The organism is Thalassospira permensis NBRC 106175 (genome assembly GCF_000714555.1).
GTDB lineage: Bacteria > Pseudomonadota > Alphaproteobacteria > Rhodospirillales > Thalassospiraceae > Thalassospira > Thalassospira xiamenensis.
Window position 1 is genome coordinate 154,957 of sequence record NZ_AUNC01000034.1, and the last position, 15,075, is coordinate 170,031.

The following is a 15,075-nucleotide window of genomic DNA, read 5'->3' on the forward strand; positions in this document are numbered from 1 at the left end:
ACTTTACAGCCTGTCGCGGATTGAATACCAGGTCATGGCAAGCACCAAAAACGGATAGCGCAACGCCTTCCCGCCCGGGAAGCTTGGAATTTTGATGTTTGACATCACATCAAACCGCTCCATCGTGCCCGATATCGCATCGGCCATGATCTGCCCGGCCAGTGTCGCCATGGCAACCCCATGCCCGGAATAGCCCGTCGCGGTATAGACGCGGTCCTCTACCTTGCGGAAAAACGGCATGCGGTTCATCGTAATCGCCAATGTCCCGCCCCAGCCATAATCGATTTTCACATCCTTAAGCTGCGGATAGACTTCCAGCATATACGGCGCAACAAAGGATTTTATATCCTTGGGGAAGTGATAGCTGTATGTCTCGCCACCGCCAAACAACATGCGTTTATCAGCCGACAGGCGATAATAATTGATCACGAATTTTGAATCCGCCACCGCCACATCATCGCGGATCAGTTCACGCGCCAGATCGTCGCCCAATGGCTCGGTCGCAATAACGAAATTGTTGATCGGCATCACCCGTCTGGCAACCCGGTCTTCCAGCCCGTCAAGATACCCGTTGCAGCCCAGCACCATCATATCCGCCGTCACCCGATGCCCGCCCGCCGTTGTGACAACGACCTTTTCAACATTTTCATAGCCGGTAACCGTCGCGTTTTCAAAAATCCGCGCCCCGGCAGCACGTGCCGCATCCGCAAGTCCAAGCGCGAAGTTCAGCGGATGAAGATGCCCCGCCTCCATATCAAGCGACCCGCCATGATAAAAATCCGACCCCAGCATGTTGCGGATTTCATCCCGGCCAACGGCACGAATGGCGTGGTAGCCATATTCGGTCCGGAGTTTTTCGGTATATTCATGCGTGCCTGCAACAAATCGTTCGCGATGATCGGCATGCAGAATGCCCGGTTTCCAGTCACACTTGATGTCATGCCTGGTAATCAGGCTTTTGACGATATCCTTGGATTGCTCGGCAATATCCCATAGCTTTCTGGCATCGTCGCGACCGACCATCTTTTCAAGATCGTCCTGTTCACGGCGCTGTCCCGATCCGACCTGCCCGCCATTGCGTCCTGATGCCCCCCAACCGACCCGATGCGCTTCGAGCAACACCACACTATACCCGCGTTCCGCCAGATGAAGTGCCGAGGACAGTCCGGTAAACCCGCCGCCGACAACAACAACATCGCAAACCTGATCCCCATCCAGTTCGACAAAGGGTTCGGTCTTGTTGGCCGTCGCGGCGTAATAGGACGACGGATATGCACCGGACTTGTCATTTGCGGTCAGGAAGCTTGGGGTAAACACGCGATGCCTCGGATTGGTTGTCTTGAGATTTATAATCCCGTCATGGTGCCGGAATTGATCGGACCATCAAGGGAAAACTGGCTAGAACCAGCCTTCGCACATGCTTTTCACCGATTATGTCAAAACAGGCAACAACCGGAACAAAGGATTGCGCAAAAACCGGTTTATAAGGGTAATTCAGCGCGCTTGCGTTACGGCTTCAACCATGCGTAGCGCGGTTTTGGTCGCAGCACATCCGCCGCGTGCCGTGCATCGCAAATCCGGATGCATCATGGCCCCGATTTTAACCGTCTGATCGACCAACTCGTCATATCCCAACACGGCATCAAACCCGGCCATAACCGCCATTGCCGATGAAAAGGCGTGTGACACCCCGGCAACATTGCGCGCATGGCACGGGATTTCAACATCCCCACCAACCGGATCACATACAAGGCCCAACGTATTCATCAAACACATGCTGGCAGCGTCAAAACATTGCACAGGTGTTCCGCCAAATGCCTGCGCCACACCCGCGGCCGCCATTGCCGCCGACGCCCCCGTTTCCACAGAACAGCCCCCGCATTCCGCGGCAAACGTGCCACGTGCGGCAAACACGGCCCCCACCAGCGCCATCGCCTGCAACGCATCGGTCGCTCCATCCAGATCAATGCCATGCCGGATAAGGCCATACAGTGTGCCCGGAACCACACCTGCACTGCCTGCCGTTGGTGCAGCACAGACCAGTCCGCGATTGGAATCCCGTTCCATCGCCGAAAGGGCACCTGCAATCGCATCCTGTAAAACCGCCCCGCCTAGTCCTGCGGGCAAATTGGCATCGCGAACCTTGCGCGCACGCAGGGTTAAAAACCGCATCACATTGTCTTCGGGCTTGGCATCGAACCCTTCGGCCACCACACGCAACATCAATTCACACCGTTCACGAAAAAGCGCGCGCGTTGCATCACGTGAAAGACCAAGGCGCCTTGCTTCCAGAACCAGGCCCGCCTCGGCAAGCGATCCTCCTTGCTGTTCGGCCACCGCGATGACCGCATCGCTAGTCGAAAACAGATCATCAGTGGCACACACCGGATATTGCGAGGCAGCAGCGAAACGAACGTCTTTGATACCGTCCTGATCACGCAAAGAGGCTATCAACGTTGTATCAGGCAAGGCCTGCAGGGCAATTTCGCAGCGATCATGATCCGGATCGACCGATATTCCGAGCAACCTGTTGCCATTCAAAGCAAGCCCGGCCGCAATGTTATCTGCCCGCGCACCGATATCAGGCCCCCAGACAAACACACTTGCGGTTTTGCCCGTCAGAAAGACCGGTTCGCCATTCATCGCATCGATGTAATACATCCCGCCACCAACAGATGCACCGGCATACAGATCGGCACGATCCGCGCCATTCCGCTCGGTTACGGTCAGTTCAAGGTCAACCCGGTTGGGATGGTTGTTGTTTTCAAGTTCGACGATTTCGACCGCGAAGAGAAATCCCTCGCCCCGCGTCACACGCGGTAAAATGTCACGGTAATCTGTATCCGTCAGCGCCGCCCCGGCAAAACCGGCGGCAAAATTTTCATCCGAACTTTGTGCCTGATACACGGGCGCAAACGACCCGCGCGGATCAAACCGAACAATCGCCTTTTTCAAAACCTCGCCATTGCTGCACGATAATTCGCGCGCGACCCTCGCCATCATATAAGGCGCTGCACAATGGGAACTTGATGGGCCGCGCATCACGGGGCCAATAACGGAATTAAGCAGACTGATTTCTTGCATGGCGGGGCAATCCGGGAAAATTGCATATGATTTTCCCCGATGATCGCGCGCAAGATGGACGAAAGCAATGACCGAAACGAAAAATCCCCGGTCCTGAAAGATCAAAGACCGGGGATGAGCAGTATCAGCGCTGTTTGGTTTCCCATTCAGGATGGACGAAATATGGCGCATTTGATGGTGGCAACGGATCGCGTCCGCGAATGATATCTGCGGCCTTTTCCCCGATCATGATGGTCGGGGCATTCAAATTGCCCGATGCGATTGTCGGCATGATGGAACTGTCCACCACGCGCAGGCCTTCGATACCATGCACGCGCGTTTTTTCATCCACCACTGCCATATCGTCGCTGCCCATCTTGCACGAACAGGACGGGTGATAGGCACTTTCGGCATGATCGGCGACCCATGCATTGATTTCATCATCGGTCTGAATGTCCCTGCCCGGCGAAATTTCAATACCGCGCAGGTCCTTGAAGGCATCCTGTGCGAAAATCTCGCGGGTCAGACGCACGGATGCGCGCATTTCTTCCCAGTCTTCCGGATGGCTCATGTAATTGGGATCAACAATCGGGCGCTTTGCCGGATCGTTTGATGCCAACCGGACCGTGCCGCGCGATTTGGACCGCATTGGACCAACATGCGCCTGGAAGCCATCCTTTTCGGCGGCTTTGGATCCGTTATAGTTAATCGCAGCCGGTATAAAGTGATATTGAAGGTCAGGATGCTGAACACCCGCTTTTGACCGGATAAACCCACCGGCTTCAAAATGGTTGGTCGCACCAAGCCCGGTTTTGAAAAGATACCATTCCAACCCGATCTTGAATTTGTTCCAAGGATCAAGCTTGCTGTTCAGACTGATCGGCTGGGTGCATTCCATCTGGACGTAAAGTTCCAGATGGTCCTGAAGGTTCTCCCCAACACCGGGGATATCGGCAACCACATCAATCCCGTGTTCGCGCAAATGTGCTGCCGGACCAACTCCAGACAACATCAAAAGCTTTGGCGAATTGATCGATCCTGCCGAAATAATCACCTCGCGCTCGACCGTCGCGCGTTTGAGTTCACCACGGTGGGTGAAATCAAGTCCGATGGCGCGTTTTCCATCAAAAACAACGCGCTGCGCCAGTGCCTTGTCATGAACTGTCAAATTCGGACGTTTCATTGCCGGATGCAAATAGGCCCGCGCGGTTGACCAGCGGCGGCCCTTGTAAACCGTCATATCCATCGTCCCCAGACCTTCCTGGCGATAGCCATTCTGGTCGGGAGTAAATTCATAACCCGCTTCCTGCCCGGCCTTGATCCAAGCCTTGTGCAACGGGTTTTTGCAAGCCCCCGTGGTGACATGCAGCGGGCCATCTCCGCCATGATATTCGTCACCATTGGTGTCTTCGTTGCGCGTATCGGCCTTGCGGAAATACGGCAGGCACCGCGCATAATCCCATTCTTTCAGCGCCGCATCCTGTTCCGCCCAGCGATTGTAATCAAGCGCATGACCACGAACATAGGCCATGCCATTGATTGAACTGGAACCACCAAAGACCCGCCCGCGCGGTGTTTCCATACGGCGATTGTTAAGGTTCGCCTGCGGCGTCGTCCAATAGGCCCAGTTATAGGTTTCCGACTGCATCGGATAGGAAAGTGCGGTTGGCATATGGATGCGCCAATCCCACCAATGATCAACCGGTCCGGCTTCAACCACCAGAACCTTGACTTCCGGGTCCTCGGTCAGGCGACTGGCCAGAACGGCACCGGCAGAACCGGAACCGACAATAACGTAATCGTACTTTTCCGTGGTGGTCGGCGTGTTCATGCTTTTTCCTTATCTTCAACAGGTTGCAGGCAGCCATTCACAGTTCTGAACCGTGATCAATAAGGCGCCTCGACGTCACCGGTTTCGACATAGACGGATTTGATCCGGGTATAATGTTCAATCGCGGCCCGGCCATTTTCGCGGCCCACCCCGGATTTCTTGACCCCGCCGAACGGCATTTCAATCGGGGTGATGTTATAGGTATTGATCCAGCAAGTTCCTGCCTCAAGCCGCGCGACAACTCGGTGCCCGCGCGACAGATCGCGGGTAAACACCCCCGCAGCCAGACCATACTGCGTATCGTTAGCACGTCTGATGACTTCGTCTTCATCCCTGAAGGTCAGGACCGACATCACCGGACCAAAGATTTCCTCACGCACAATAGCCATATCATCGGCGCAGCCGGTAAAGATGGTCGGGGCCACAAACAGGCCGCCTTCGGGCATGTTTTCGGTAACCGCATGACCGCCAAGAACGCATTTCGCCCCCTCGCCCTTGCCGGTTTCGATATAGGACATGATCTTGTCGAATTGAGCTTTGGTCACGATCGGACCAACCTGGGTTGTCGGTTTTTCCGGATCACCAAGAACAAGATCCTTGCTGCGCGCAATCAGTTTTTCGATGAAGGCATCGGCAACGGTTTCATGCACAAAAACGCGTGTGCCGTTCGAACAAATCTGCCCGGATGAATAAAAGTTCGCCATCTGCGCGCCCGATACGGCGTTATCCAGATCGGCATCTTCAAACACGATCATCGGCGATTTGCCGCCAAGCTCCATGGTCACGGCCTTCATGCCGCCTGCGGCAACTGCGGCGACCTTGGCACCGGTCTCGGCCGAGCCGGTCAACGAGATTTTATCAACGCCCGGATGTTCGACCAGTGCCGCACCACAAGCACGCGCGCCCTGAACCACGTTGTAAACCCCATCGGGAAGACCTGCTTGCTGCAATGCCTCGGCCACCGCAATCGCCGAAAGCGGCGTGACTTCGGAGGGTTTGTAAACAACCGCGTTTCCGCACGCCAATGCCGGTGCGGCTTTCCAGCAGGCAATCTGGATCGGATAGTTCCACGCCCCAATCGCACCGCAAACGCCAACCGCCTCGCGCCGGGTATAGGCAAAATTGCCGCCAAGATCGATATGCTCTCCCGATAGGCTTCCGGCCACACCGGCAAAATATTCAAGACATTCGACACCGGAAATCACGTCAACAATTTCGGTTTCCTGAATGGCACGGCCCGTATCACGGGTTTCTACCAGCGCCAATTCATCGTTACGGTCCCGCAGGATTTGGGCCGCCTTGAACAAAACGCGCGCCCGTTCAGCCGCGGGCGTGTTTTTCCAGATTTCAAAACCGGCACGTGCGGCCTTCACTGCAGCATCAACATCGGCAGCGGTGCTTTCCTTACCCTTGGCAAGGACCTTATTGGTCGCGGGGTTCAGCGTGACCATTTCCGCACCCGAACCGGCAACTTTTTTGCCGTTGATAAAGTTCTGGATCTGATAAAGGCTCATGTCGAAACTCCTGCAGGCCACACCGGAAACGGGCAGCCCTTTTTTTAAGTGTATGTCTCTTGACTAGCGCGCGGGCGAACTCGCCAGATGCAGGTGCATGGTATCAAGCACCATTTTCCGCGCCGCCGCGACATTGGCGCGTCCCGGTGTCAAACCGGACCGCACCCAGATGCCGTCGATCATGGCAGCAGTGACCGCCGCAATTTCTTCGGCCCGCTGATCGGTTGTCAGCCGGCGCAACTCATGGCGTAAATTCGATGCCAGTCGCTTGAAATAAACCGCATTCAATCGACGCAGCGGATCGGAAAACGGCACCTGCGACCAGAATGACAACCACGCACCAATCACCTGCGGCGTGAATTGTTCTTCGTTGAAGTTTGTATCAACAATCGCTTCAAGACGTTCGTGGGGTGTTTTCGCCTTGGCAACGCGGCCCAGAAAATCGCTACGCAATTCCTGCATCAGAAAGCGCATCGTTGCTTCCAGAAGCGCATTCTTACCGCCAAAATAGTGCGAAATAATTCCTGACGACATCCCCGCCGCCCCGGCAATCCGACTGATCGTGGTATCGGCAAAACCAAAGCGGTGAATGGTCTCGATCGTGGCATCGATCAGTTGCCTGCGGCGTACAGGCTGCATTCCAACCTTGGGCATTACTAATCCAATTCTAAGCGATCCGAAGGACTTAGGCCTGTTTGATGACGCAAATGCGACTTTTTCGCCCTTCGCAATTGACCTCGGGGGAATATGCTGTATTTTAATTGAACAATCAATCAATAAAAAACGCCGTCTTTTGTGGCGCGACGTTAACAGGGAAAGTGCCTTGGTTGCGCGGCTTTATGGCTGTTTTTATGATTATTCCGGTCTATGTGACCGGGTTCAGGGGACCCGATCACATGGTTTTGGACGGGTGTTGGCGGTGCCAGATGCGCATCGTTTTACATGCGTCTGGCCTCCGGAACCGAAAGTCTGATGGCGGCGATATTGCCACCATCAGTAACCGCTAGGTCCACACAAGGGAGAACCATAAACATGACCACACGTTCCACCATTGGCCGTCTTCTTGGCACCACTGTCATTGCCACCACCCTTCTGGGGGCGGCCGGTGCACAGGCGGCTGATAGCGATGCTTGCAAAACCGTAACATTTTCTGATGTTGGCTGGACCGACATCACCGCGACCACGGCAACCGCATCGGTTATTCTCGAAGCACTTGGCTATGACGCTGAAACCGAACTTCTTTCCGTTCCTGTCACCTATACCAGCCTTGCCAACGGGGACGTTGACGTCTTCCTCGGTAACTGGATGCCGACAATGGCAGCAGACATTGCGCCCTATCTGGAAAAGAAAACCGTCGTCAGCACCGGTGCCAACCTTGAAGGCGCTAAATATACGCTGGCCGTTTCGAAAAATGCTTATGACGCGGGCCTCAAGGATTTCGCCGACATCGCCAAATTCAAGGATCAGCTTGATGGTGAAATTTACGGGATCGAGCCGGGCAATGATGGCAACCGCCTGATCCAGGACATGATCGACAATGACCAGTTCGGCCTCAAGGGCTTTGAACTTGTTGAATCTTCCGAACAGGGCATGCTGGCCGAAGTCAAACGCAAATCGGCACGTGACAAATTCATCGTTTTCCTTGGCTGGGAACCGCACCCGATGAATGCCAAATATGACATGGCCTATCTTGATGGTGGCGATGACGTATTTGGTCCTAATTTCGGGGGCGCTACGGTTCATACCAATCTGCGTGCCGGTTACACCGATGAATGCCCGAATGCCGGTAAATTCGTCACCAACCTGAAATTCAGCCTCGATATGGAAAACCAGATCATGGATGCCATCCTGAACGAAGGCACCGATCCGGAAGATGCCGCAACCGCATGGCTTAAAGCCAATCCGGATGCCGCGATGGCCTGGCTTGACGGTGTCACCACCTTTGACGGTGGCGATGCCAAGGCAGCGCTTAAAGATGAACTCGGTCTCTAGGGTCCAGCTTCAAATACATAATGCCGGTACGTTGTCCCCATCACAGGCAGCGTATCGGCACATTTTCTTTGTTCAAATAATGGAAAAATCCAATGGAATGGCTCACGGAAACTAAAATTCCGCTGGGACGGTGGATTGCATCCCTTATGGATGCGCTTAACGAGCATGCCGACTTCGTGTTTTACACCATCTCGGACGTTCTTGAATTCATTATCGAAAACACAGTCGACCTGCTGGTCTGGTTACCGCCGTTTCTGATTATCGCGCTATTTGGCGTGCTGGCTGCATGGCTGCACAGATCATGGAAACTGACGGCCTTCACTGTTCTTTCCCTGCTTCTGATCGTCAATCTTGGCTATTGGGAAGCCACCATGGAAACGCTCGCACTTGTGATCTATGCGACGCTGTTCTGTATGGTGATCGGGGTACCGCTTGGCGTAGCATCGGCACATCGCCCCTGGCTTTATCAGGCATTGCGTCCGGTTCTTGACCTGATGCAGACGATTCCGACCTTTGTCTATCTGATCCCGACCCTGATCCTGTTTGGTCTTGGTGTGGTTCCGGGACTGATTTCGACCGTGATCTTTGCCATTGCCGCCCCGATCCGCCTGACGCATCTTGGCATCGCCAGCACGCCAAAGGCACTGATTGAAGCTGGTAGAAGCTTTGGCTGCACGCCGCGGCAATTGCTTTTCAAGGTCGAACTGCCATCTGCCATGCCATCGATCATGGCGGGCCTTACCCAATGCATCATGCTGTCGCTGTCCATGGTGGTGATTGCCGCTCTTGTCGGGGCAGATGGACTTGGCAAACCGGTTGTTCGCGCCCTTAACACGGTCAATATCGCCCAAGGCTTCGAGGCCGGCCTTGCAATTGTGATCCTGGCCATTGTGCTGGACCGCATCTGCCGCCGCGACAAATCAGAAAATACGGGGCAGTAATCATGAGCAATGCTGTTGAATTTGATAATATCGACGTCATTTTCGGGGATAAGCAGGCTGAATCACTTGCCCTCCTCGACGCCGGTAAAAACCGTGACGAAATAGCCAAGGAAACCGGCAATATCCTTGGTGTTGCCAATGTCAGCTTTGATGTCCCGCAGGGTGAAATCTGCGTTCTGATGGGGCTTTCGGGCTCGGGTAAATCCTCGTTGCTGCGCTGTGTAAACGGGCTTAACCGCGTTTCACGCGGATCGCTTCGGGTACATGACGGAGACTGGATGGTCGATGTCACCAGTTGTGATGCCAATACGCTACGCGATCTGCGTCGTAAATGCGTTGCCATGGTCTTTCAGCAATTCGGCCTGTTCCCTTGGCGCACCGTCGAAGACAATGTCGGATTTGGTCTTGAGCTTGACGGCATGGGACCGAAGGAACGCCGTGAAATCGTCCGGGAAAAGCTGGCCCTTGTCGGGCTGGATCAGTGGGCCGGAAAATATGCCCACGAACTTTCAGGCGGCATGCAGCAGCGGGTCGGCCTTGCCCGTGCCTTTGCCACCGATGCACCGATCCTTTTGATGGATGAACCGTTTTCGGCCCTTGATCCGCTGATCCGTAACCGCCTGCAGGACGAGCTTCTTGATCTTCAGGAAAAGCTTAATAAAACCATCCTGTTTGTCAGTCATGATCTGGACGAAGCCATGAAGCTTGGCAATTCAATTGCCATCATGGAAGGTGGCTATGTCGTACAGCATGGCACGCCCGAAGACATCGCCCTGCGTCCGGCCAATGAATATGTCGCGGACTTTGTCGCCCATATGAACCCGGTCAATATCCTGCGCGGTCGCGCCATCATGCACCGCATTGACCGCGATCAGCGCAACACGACCGGCGAACTTTCCGTCGAAGACGAAGATATCCGCATCACGCTTCAGGACGGCATCATTCGTGCCGCCAATAGCGGCGAACATGGCGAGTTGAAGCTAATCCAGTATGACGGCAACCTGCCGGACGATCTGGACGGGACCGACAATTCGGTCATCTTCGTTGCCGATGATACCGTACTTCTCAAAGACCTGATCGAAATGCGCAGCATCACCCAGAATCCGGTGCTTCTGACCCGCGAGGGACGCATTTCCGGCACATTGGGCCGCAAGGAATTCTTTGAAAGCCTGACGCAGACAGCAACCGTCGCAGACTGATCATCAAAAAAGGCGCCCCGCAAACCGGGCGCCTTTTAAATACCATTTCAATTTCGTCTTTTATCCACCGGTTACCGGCGGAAACAGCGCGATTTCGCTGGCACCACGAACATCACGTTCGCCTTGCGCATATTCCTGATCAACCGCAACCCGGATGATCGCCGGATCGGCCAGCGCGTCAGCGAAATTCGCCCCCCTGCCCGGCATCCATGCCAGAAGGTCGGCAACGGTTTTCACATTTTCCGGCAGTTCAACCTCTTCCTCTGCCATGCCGATACGATCCTTGACCCAGGAAAAATAAACCAGCTTCATCTTCTATCCCGTTCGCTTGAAATCCGTGTTTGGCCGCATGCTTGCGCAAACACCCGCAATCCGCAAGCCCCGATCACATCCTGTTTACGGATAAACAAAATAGCCATCCGGCGCATTGCCAAGCCGCCCGGTCAGGTTTTCAATAAAAAACCGCTCCGCCCGGCCAAGCGACATGCGCGGATTGGTCACCAGATAGATATCAATTGCCGGCGGCGCATCATAGGGCGGCAGGCGCCATAACTGCCCGCGTTCCATCGCGTTTTGCACCACATGGATCGGCAACGGACCAATACCAAGCCCGGCATTGATCAGGCGGCGTACTTCTTCCAGATGCGGGCTGGTGGCGATCACCTTGCCTTTCATGCCTTCGCGCGCGCGCAATACCGCAACCGGGGCCAGCGCATCGGAAAGCTGATCGGTGGAAAACGACACGAATGCCTCGCTGCGCAAATCGGCAAGTGTCAGGTTTTCCCGGCCAAACAAATGATGTGTCGGCCCGCAAAAGAACCCGAAATGCTCGCGATACAGTTTGCGATATTCCAGCCGGGGATGCTGTTCATTCACAAGACAAATGCCGAAACTCGCCTGTTGGGACAGGACCTGACTTGTTACATGGGCGGATGTCGCGACGTTGATTTCATAGGTGACTTCGGGATGTTCGCGATTGAATTCAAACAACGCATCGTCAAGCGGCGGAAACACCACATGACTTGCCAGCCACAAATGCAAATGCCCGCTAAGCTGATTGCCACTGTCCGACATCACATCGGAAAGTCGGCCAATCGCCCCGCAAATCTCGCGGCATTCATGATAAAGCGCCAATCCCTGTTCGGTGACCTCAAACCGGCCGCGTTCCCGGTCAATCAGGCGCGCGCCGATCTGATCTTCAAGCCGTTTAAGCGCATTGCTGACACTGGGCTGGCGCAAAAGCAGCCGGTTGGCCGCCCCTGTGATCGACCTTTCTTCGACAATCACCGTAAAGGTATGCAACAGGTTCCAGTCGAATTGCCGTTTTAAAAGGTCGCTCATTTCCCCACCCATAGCAATTGGCTATGCAATCCATTCTACTTATCTATTTGCGCTATGTGCAAGTCTGGGGTGAAATGATCAGACATATTCATTCACGGCCAGATAACCGCGCATGGCAAGCAATTGCCAGAGCACAATAACGGGAGGCAAAAATGGCCGCAGATGTAGCCGGGGCACGCAGAACGCCCTGGGTCCTGCTATCGCCGTCACTGGCGACGATATCGCTGTTATTGATCGTCCCGATGATGTTCATCGTGGTTTATTCGTTCTGGCTGCGCACCGCGACCGGTGCTGATCAGGTCGGATTTTATCTCGATAACTGGATCGAAGTACTTGGCGACCGGTTTTACCGCGATATCCTGTTTCAGACCTTTGCCATTGCCTTTTACACCACGGTGATCTGTGCGCTGGTTGGCTATATCCCGGCCTATTTCGTTGCCAACACCCCGATGAAATCGAAGACTTTCCTGCTGTTGATGCTGATGCTGCCCTTCTGGATCAGCTACATCATCCGCACCATGTCGTGGATCAACATCCTTGGCACGTCGGGCGCGCTCAACACATTGATGATCTCGCTTGGCATCATCGATGAACCGATCCAGATGCTCTACAATCAGACGACAGTTGTTCTGGGTCTTGTGCATTATCTGCTGCCCTTCATGATCCTGAATGTCTATGTCAGCCTGGATGGTATTGAAAAAAACCTTACCGAGGCCGCCCAAAGCCTTGGCTGCACCGGCTGGCAGGCCTTCCGCGAAGTCACCCTGCCCCTGTCCTTCCCCGGTCTCGCCGCCGGATCTCTTCTGTGCTTTGTTCTGGCCGCGGGCACCTATATCACCCCGATCGTTCTGGGCGGGCCACGCGACGCGATGTTTGCCAATCTCGTGTTCGAGGCCATCGTCACACAGCTTAACTGGCCGCTGGGTTCCGCCCTTTCGCTTGTCCTGCTGGCCCTGCTGGGTGCGCTGGTTGTCATTTACACCCGTTATCTTGGCGTCGATCAGATCGCCAAAAGCTTCAAATAGGGGAATGTAATGATGTCCGGCTGGTCCCTGATCCGTATCGCCACAATCCTTGTTTATCTGTTTCTGTTCGCGCCGGTCGCGGTCGTCATCCTGTTGGCATTCAACGCCAACCAGTTCGGCAGTTTCCCGATCGAGGGCTTTTCAACACGCTGGTTCGAAGCATTGTGGAACAACGATGCCATTATCCGTGCATTCAAAACATCTCTGTTGCTGGGCGCGCTGACCAGTGCAATTTCAACGACGTTTGGCACGCTCGCGGCACTTGCCATGGTCAGGTACGATTTTCCGGGGAAGCGTTCAATATCAACGCTTCTGGTTGCTCCAATCCTGATCCCCGAGGTCGTCCTGGCTGTGGCTCTTTTGCTGTTTTTGCAATTCCTCTCCATGCCCAAAAGCTTTGGCCTGCTTCTGATGGGGCATGTCGTTTTCACCCTGCCCTTTGTGGTTCTGGTGGTTCAGGCGCGCCTTGTATCGATCCGGCGCGACGTCGAAGAAGCCGCCATGAGCCTTGGCGCAACTCCGATCCAGACTTTCTTTGAAATCACCCTGCCGCTGATGATGCCGGCTGTCATGGCCGGGATGCTGTTTTCATTCACCATTTCGTTTGACGACATTACCGGCACCCTGTTCTGGAAACCAGGCGGGGTTGAAACCGTCCCAACCCAGATTTTTGCCATGCTGCGCAATTCCATCAGCCCGGAAATCAATGCACTGGGCGCTGTGATGGTGATCTTCACCATCGCGCTGCCATTGATTGCCACCGCCATTGCACGCATCGCATCAGCGCGAAAAATACGCGCACAAAAAGCCGCTGCCTAACAAACAACAGATACCGCGGGAAACCGCCAAAACCAACAACAAGACCATAAAAAAGAAGACCATAAGACCGACAAGAAAACGGATAAAAACCTTTATCAGGAGGCCTTAAATGGACGAGACGAAACGCTATGAACGCCTGCTAACCCGCCTTAAAGACGGTGATATCAACCGTCGCACTTTTCTGACCGTTCTGGGGGCTGCGGGTGTCACCGCCGGGATCACCGGTGGCCCGATGGGCATGCTGACCCGCAACGCCCTTGCCGCAACACCAGAACAGGTCCGCTTTGACGGCTGGGGCGGTGTGGTATCCGAGGCATTTGAAAAATACGCATTTGCCCCCTATACCGAGAAAACCGGGATCAAGGTCGTATCGGGCACCTTTGGCGGTGCGGACGAATATATCGCCCGCGTCAAGGCGGGCCAGCCGGGCGAGTTTAACCTTGCCCACCTGTCGGGTGTGTTTGACTATGCCCGATATCATGGTCTGGAACTGACGTCCGAGCTGAACGAAGCCAATATTCCGAACCTCAAAAACGTCATTCCCGGCCTGATCGAACCGCTGCGCAAAATCACCGGCGGTACCATTTCGGCGGTTCCCTATGATTACGGCACCACCGGCATTGCCTATAACCGCAAATATATCAGCGACGATGAAGCCAAGGCCAAAGGTGCCAAGCTGATGGTCGATGAAGCTTACAAAGGCAAGATCGGCGGCTGGGGCGAATGGAAAACCCGCGTCTGGTACGGTGCCCTGCAATCCGATCAGGACCCGAATGCGATCAAGGATATCGACGCCGTCTGGGACATGATCCGTGCCCATCGCGATCTGGCCCTGAAATACTGGAGCTCAGGGGCCGAACTGATGAGCCTTCTGGCCGAAGAAGAAATCTATGTCACCGAAGGCTGGTCCGGGCGCATCAAGGCATTGCAGGATCAGGGCCACGATATCGGCTATCACGACCCGAAAGGCGGTCTTGGCTGGCAGGAATGCCTGTTCGTTCTGCGCGGAAGCCCGATGGCAGCCTGTGAAGAACTTCTGAACTTCATGCTCGAACCCGAAGTCGCGATTGCGGTTGCCGAAGGCCAAAGCTATCCGCCTGCTCTTGATCCGCAGAAAGTCGAACTCGGCAAAGTCATCCCGACCCTGCCCGCGTTTGATCCATCCGGCACGCTCAAGGAACTCAGCTTCTTTGATCCGGCCTACTGGAACGAACACGAAGCCGACTGGTCGAAAACCTTCTCGCGGGTTCAGCGCGGCTACTAAGCCGGACTGATCGCATAAACCGGAACCCCGGTCGTTGTTTTTAAATAATGGCCGGGGCACCACCGCCTTTTTCTGACAGGGTTATT

13 protein-coding genes are annotated in these 15,075 nt (G+C 54.8%); 6 read left to right on the plus strand and 7 right to left on the minus strand.

Annotated features, from left to right (window positions below):
• Positions 1-3 precede the first annotated feature (3 nt).
• The 5 genes from SMB34_RS15545 to betI form a co-directional block, all read right to left on the minus strand.
• On the minus strand, positions 4-1,317 hold the full coding sequence (locus SMB34_RS15545; protein WP_051682329.1) for an NAD(P)/FAD-dependent oxidoreductase: 1,314 nt from the start codon (positions 1,315-1,317) through the stop codon (positions 4-6).
• Between the two features lie 177 nt (positions 1,318-1,494).
• The gene (locus tag SMB34_RS15550) at positions 1,495-3,084 is read right to left on the minus strand and encodes an L-serine ammonia-lyase, iron-sulfur-dependent, subunit alpha (protein ID WP_037991612.1); all 1,590 of its coding nucleotides are present in this window, start codon (positions 3,082-3,084) and stop codon (positions 1,495-1,497) included.
• A 124-nt stretch (positions 3,085-3,208) separates the two neighbouring features.
• A complete protein-coding gene (betA, locus tag SMB34_RS15555; protein ID WP_037991381.1) occupies positions 3,209-4,894 on the minus strand; it encodes a choline dehydrogenase in 1,686 nt (561 codons plus the stop codon).
• 56 nt (positions 4,895-4,950) lie between these two features.
• Positions 4,951-6,408, minus strand: coding sequence for a betaine-aldehyde dehydrogenase (gene betB, locus SMB34_RS15560; protein WP_037991383.1), 1,458 nt, complete (start codon positions 6,406-6,408; stop codon positions 4,951-4,953).
• Positions 6,409-6,471: 63 nt separating this feature from the next.
• Positions 6,472-7,062: a choline-binding transcriptional repressor BetI gene (betI, locus tag SMB34_RS21480; RefSeq protein ID WP_007089364.1), complete on the minus strand. Its 591-nt coding sequence runs from the start codon at positions 7,060-7,062 to the stop codon at positions 6,472-6,474.
• 378 nt (positions 7,063-7,440) lie between these two features.
• Here betI and SMB34_RS15570 point away from each other — a divergent pair, with 378 nt between their 5' ends.
• The 3 genes from SMB34_RS15570 to choV all read left to right on the plus strand — a co-directional run bounded on the left by SMB34_RS15570 (position 7,441) and on the right by choV (position 10,540).
• Positions 7,441-8,400 carry a choline ABC transporter substrate-binding protein gene (locus tag SMB34_RS15570; protein ID WP_007089363.1) on the plus strand — a complete coding sequence of 320 codons (960 nt, stop codon included), beginning with the start codon at positions 7,441-7,443 and terminating at the stop codon, positions 8,398-8,400.
• A gap of 92 nt (positions 8,401-8,492) precedes the next feature.
• Positions 8,493-9,341: a choline ABC transporter permease subunit gene (gene choW, locus SMB34_RS15575; RefSeq protein ID WP_037991385.1), complete on the plus strand. Its 849-nt coding sequence runs from the start codon at positions 8,493-8,495 to the stop codon at positions 9,339-9,341.
• A gap of 2 nt (positions 9,342-9,343) precedes the next feature.
• Positions 9,344-10,540, plus strand: a complete 1,197-nt coding sequence (choV, locus tag SMB34_RS15580) for a choline ABC transporter ATP-binding protein (RefSeq protein ID WP_037991387.1) — start codon at positions 9,344-9,346, stop codon at positions 10,538-10,540.
• 60 nt (positions 10,541-10,600) lie between these two features.
• Here choV and moaD read toward each other — a convergent pair whose 3' ends face one another.
• On the minus strand, positions 10,601-10,852 hold the full coding sequence (moaD, locus tag SMB34_RS15585) for a molybdopterin converting factor subunit 1 (protein WP_037991388.1): 252 nt from the start codon (positions 10,850-10,852) through the stop codon (positions 10,601-10,603).
• Between the two features lie 84 nt (positions 10,853-10,936).
• Positions 10,937-11,881: a LysR family transcriptional regulator gene (locus SMB34_RS15590; RefSeq protein ID WP_240478847.1), complete on the minus strand. Its 945-nt coding sequence runs from the start codon at positions 11,879-11,881 to the stop codon at positions 10,937-10,939.
• A 152-nt stretch (positions 11,882-12,033) separates the two neighbouring features.
• On the opposite strand from SMB34_RS15590, the gene SMB34_RS15595 reads away from it, so the two are divergent.
• From SMB34_RS15595 to SMB34_RS15605, 3 genes are all read left to right on the plus strand, one after another.
• Positions 12,034-12,906: an ABC transporter permease gene (locus SMB34_RS15595; protein WP_037991393.1), complete on the plus strand. Its 873-nt coding sequence runs from the start codon at positions 12,034-12,036 to the stop codon at positions 12,904-12,906.
• 9 nt (positions 12,907-12,915) lie between these two features.
• On the plus strand, positions 12,916-13,725 hold the full coding sequence (locus SMB34_RS15600) for an ABC transporter permease (protein ID WP_037991397.1): 810 nt from the start codon (positions 12,916-12,918) through the stop codon (positions 13,723-13,725).
• A gap of 109 nt (positions 13,726-13,834) precedes the next feature.
• Positions 13,835-14,989: an ABC transporter substrate-binding protein gene (locus SMB34_RS15605; RefSeq protein WP_037991399.1), complete on the plus strand. Its 1,155-nt coding sequence runs from the start codon at positions 13,835-13,837 to the stop codon at positions 14,987-14,989.
• Positions 14,990-15,075: the final 86 nt, after the last annotated feature.

Coding starts and splice junctions, on each gene's coding strand:
- betB (WP_037991383.1), bottom strand. CDS start 6,408: ATGAGCCTTTATCAGATCCAGAACTTTATCAACGGCAAAAAAGTTGCC.
- SMB34_RS15590 (WP_240478847.1), bottom strand. CDS start 11,881: ATGAGCGACCTTTTAAAACGGCAATTCGACTGGAACCTGTTGCATACC.
- moaD (WP_037991388.1), bottom strand. CDS start 10,852: ATGAAGCTGGTTTATTTTTCCTGGGTCAAGGATCGTATCGGCATGGCA.
- betA (WP_037991381.1), bottom strand. CDS start 4,894: ATGAACACGCCGACCACCACGGAAAAGTACGATTACGTTATTGTCGGT.
- SMB34_RS15600 (WP_037991397.1), top strand. CDS start 12,916: ATGATGTCCGGCTGGTCCCTGATCCGTATCGCCACAATCCTTGTTTAT.
- SMB34_RS15570 (WP_007089363.1), top strand. CDS start 7,441: ATGACCACACGTTCCACCATTGGCCGTCTTCTTGGCACCACTGTCATT.
- choV (WP_037991387.1), top strand. CDS start 9,344: ATGAGCAATGCTGTTGAATTTGATAATATCGACGTCATTTTCGGGGAT.
- betI (WP_007089364.1), bottom strand. CDS start 7,062: ATGCCCAAGGTTGGAATGCAGCCTGTACGCCGCAGGCAACTGATCGAT.
- choW (WP_037991385.1), top strand. CDS start 8,493: ATGGAATGGCTCACGGAAACTAAAATTCCGCTGGGACGGTGGATTGCA.
- SMB34_RS15595 (WP_037991393.1), top strand. CDS start 12,034: ATGGCCGCAGATGTAGCCGGGGCACGCAGAACGCCCTGGGTCCTGCTA.
- SMB34_RS15550 (WP_037991612.1), bottom strand. CDS start 3,084: ATGCAAGAAATCAGTCTGCTTAATTCCGTTATTGGCCCCGTGATGCGC.
- SMB34_RS15605 (WP_037991399.1), top strand. CDS start 13,835: ATGGACGAGACGAAACGCTATGAACGCCTGCTAACCCGCCTTAAAGAC.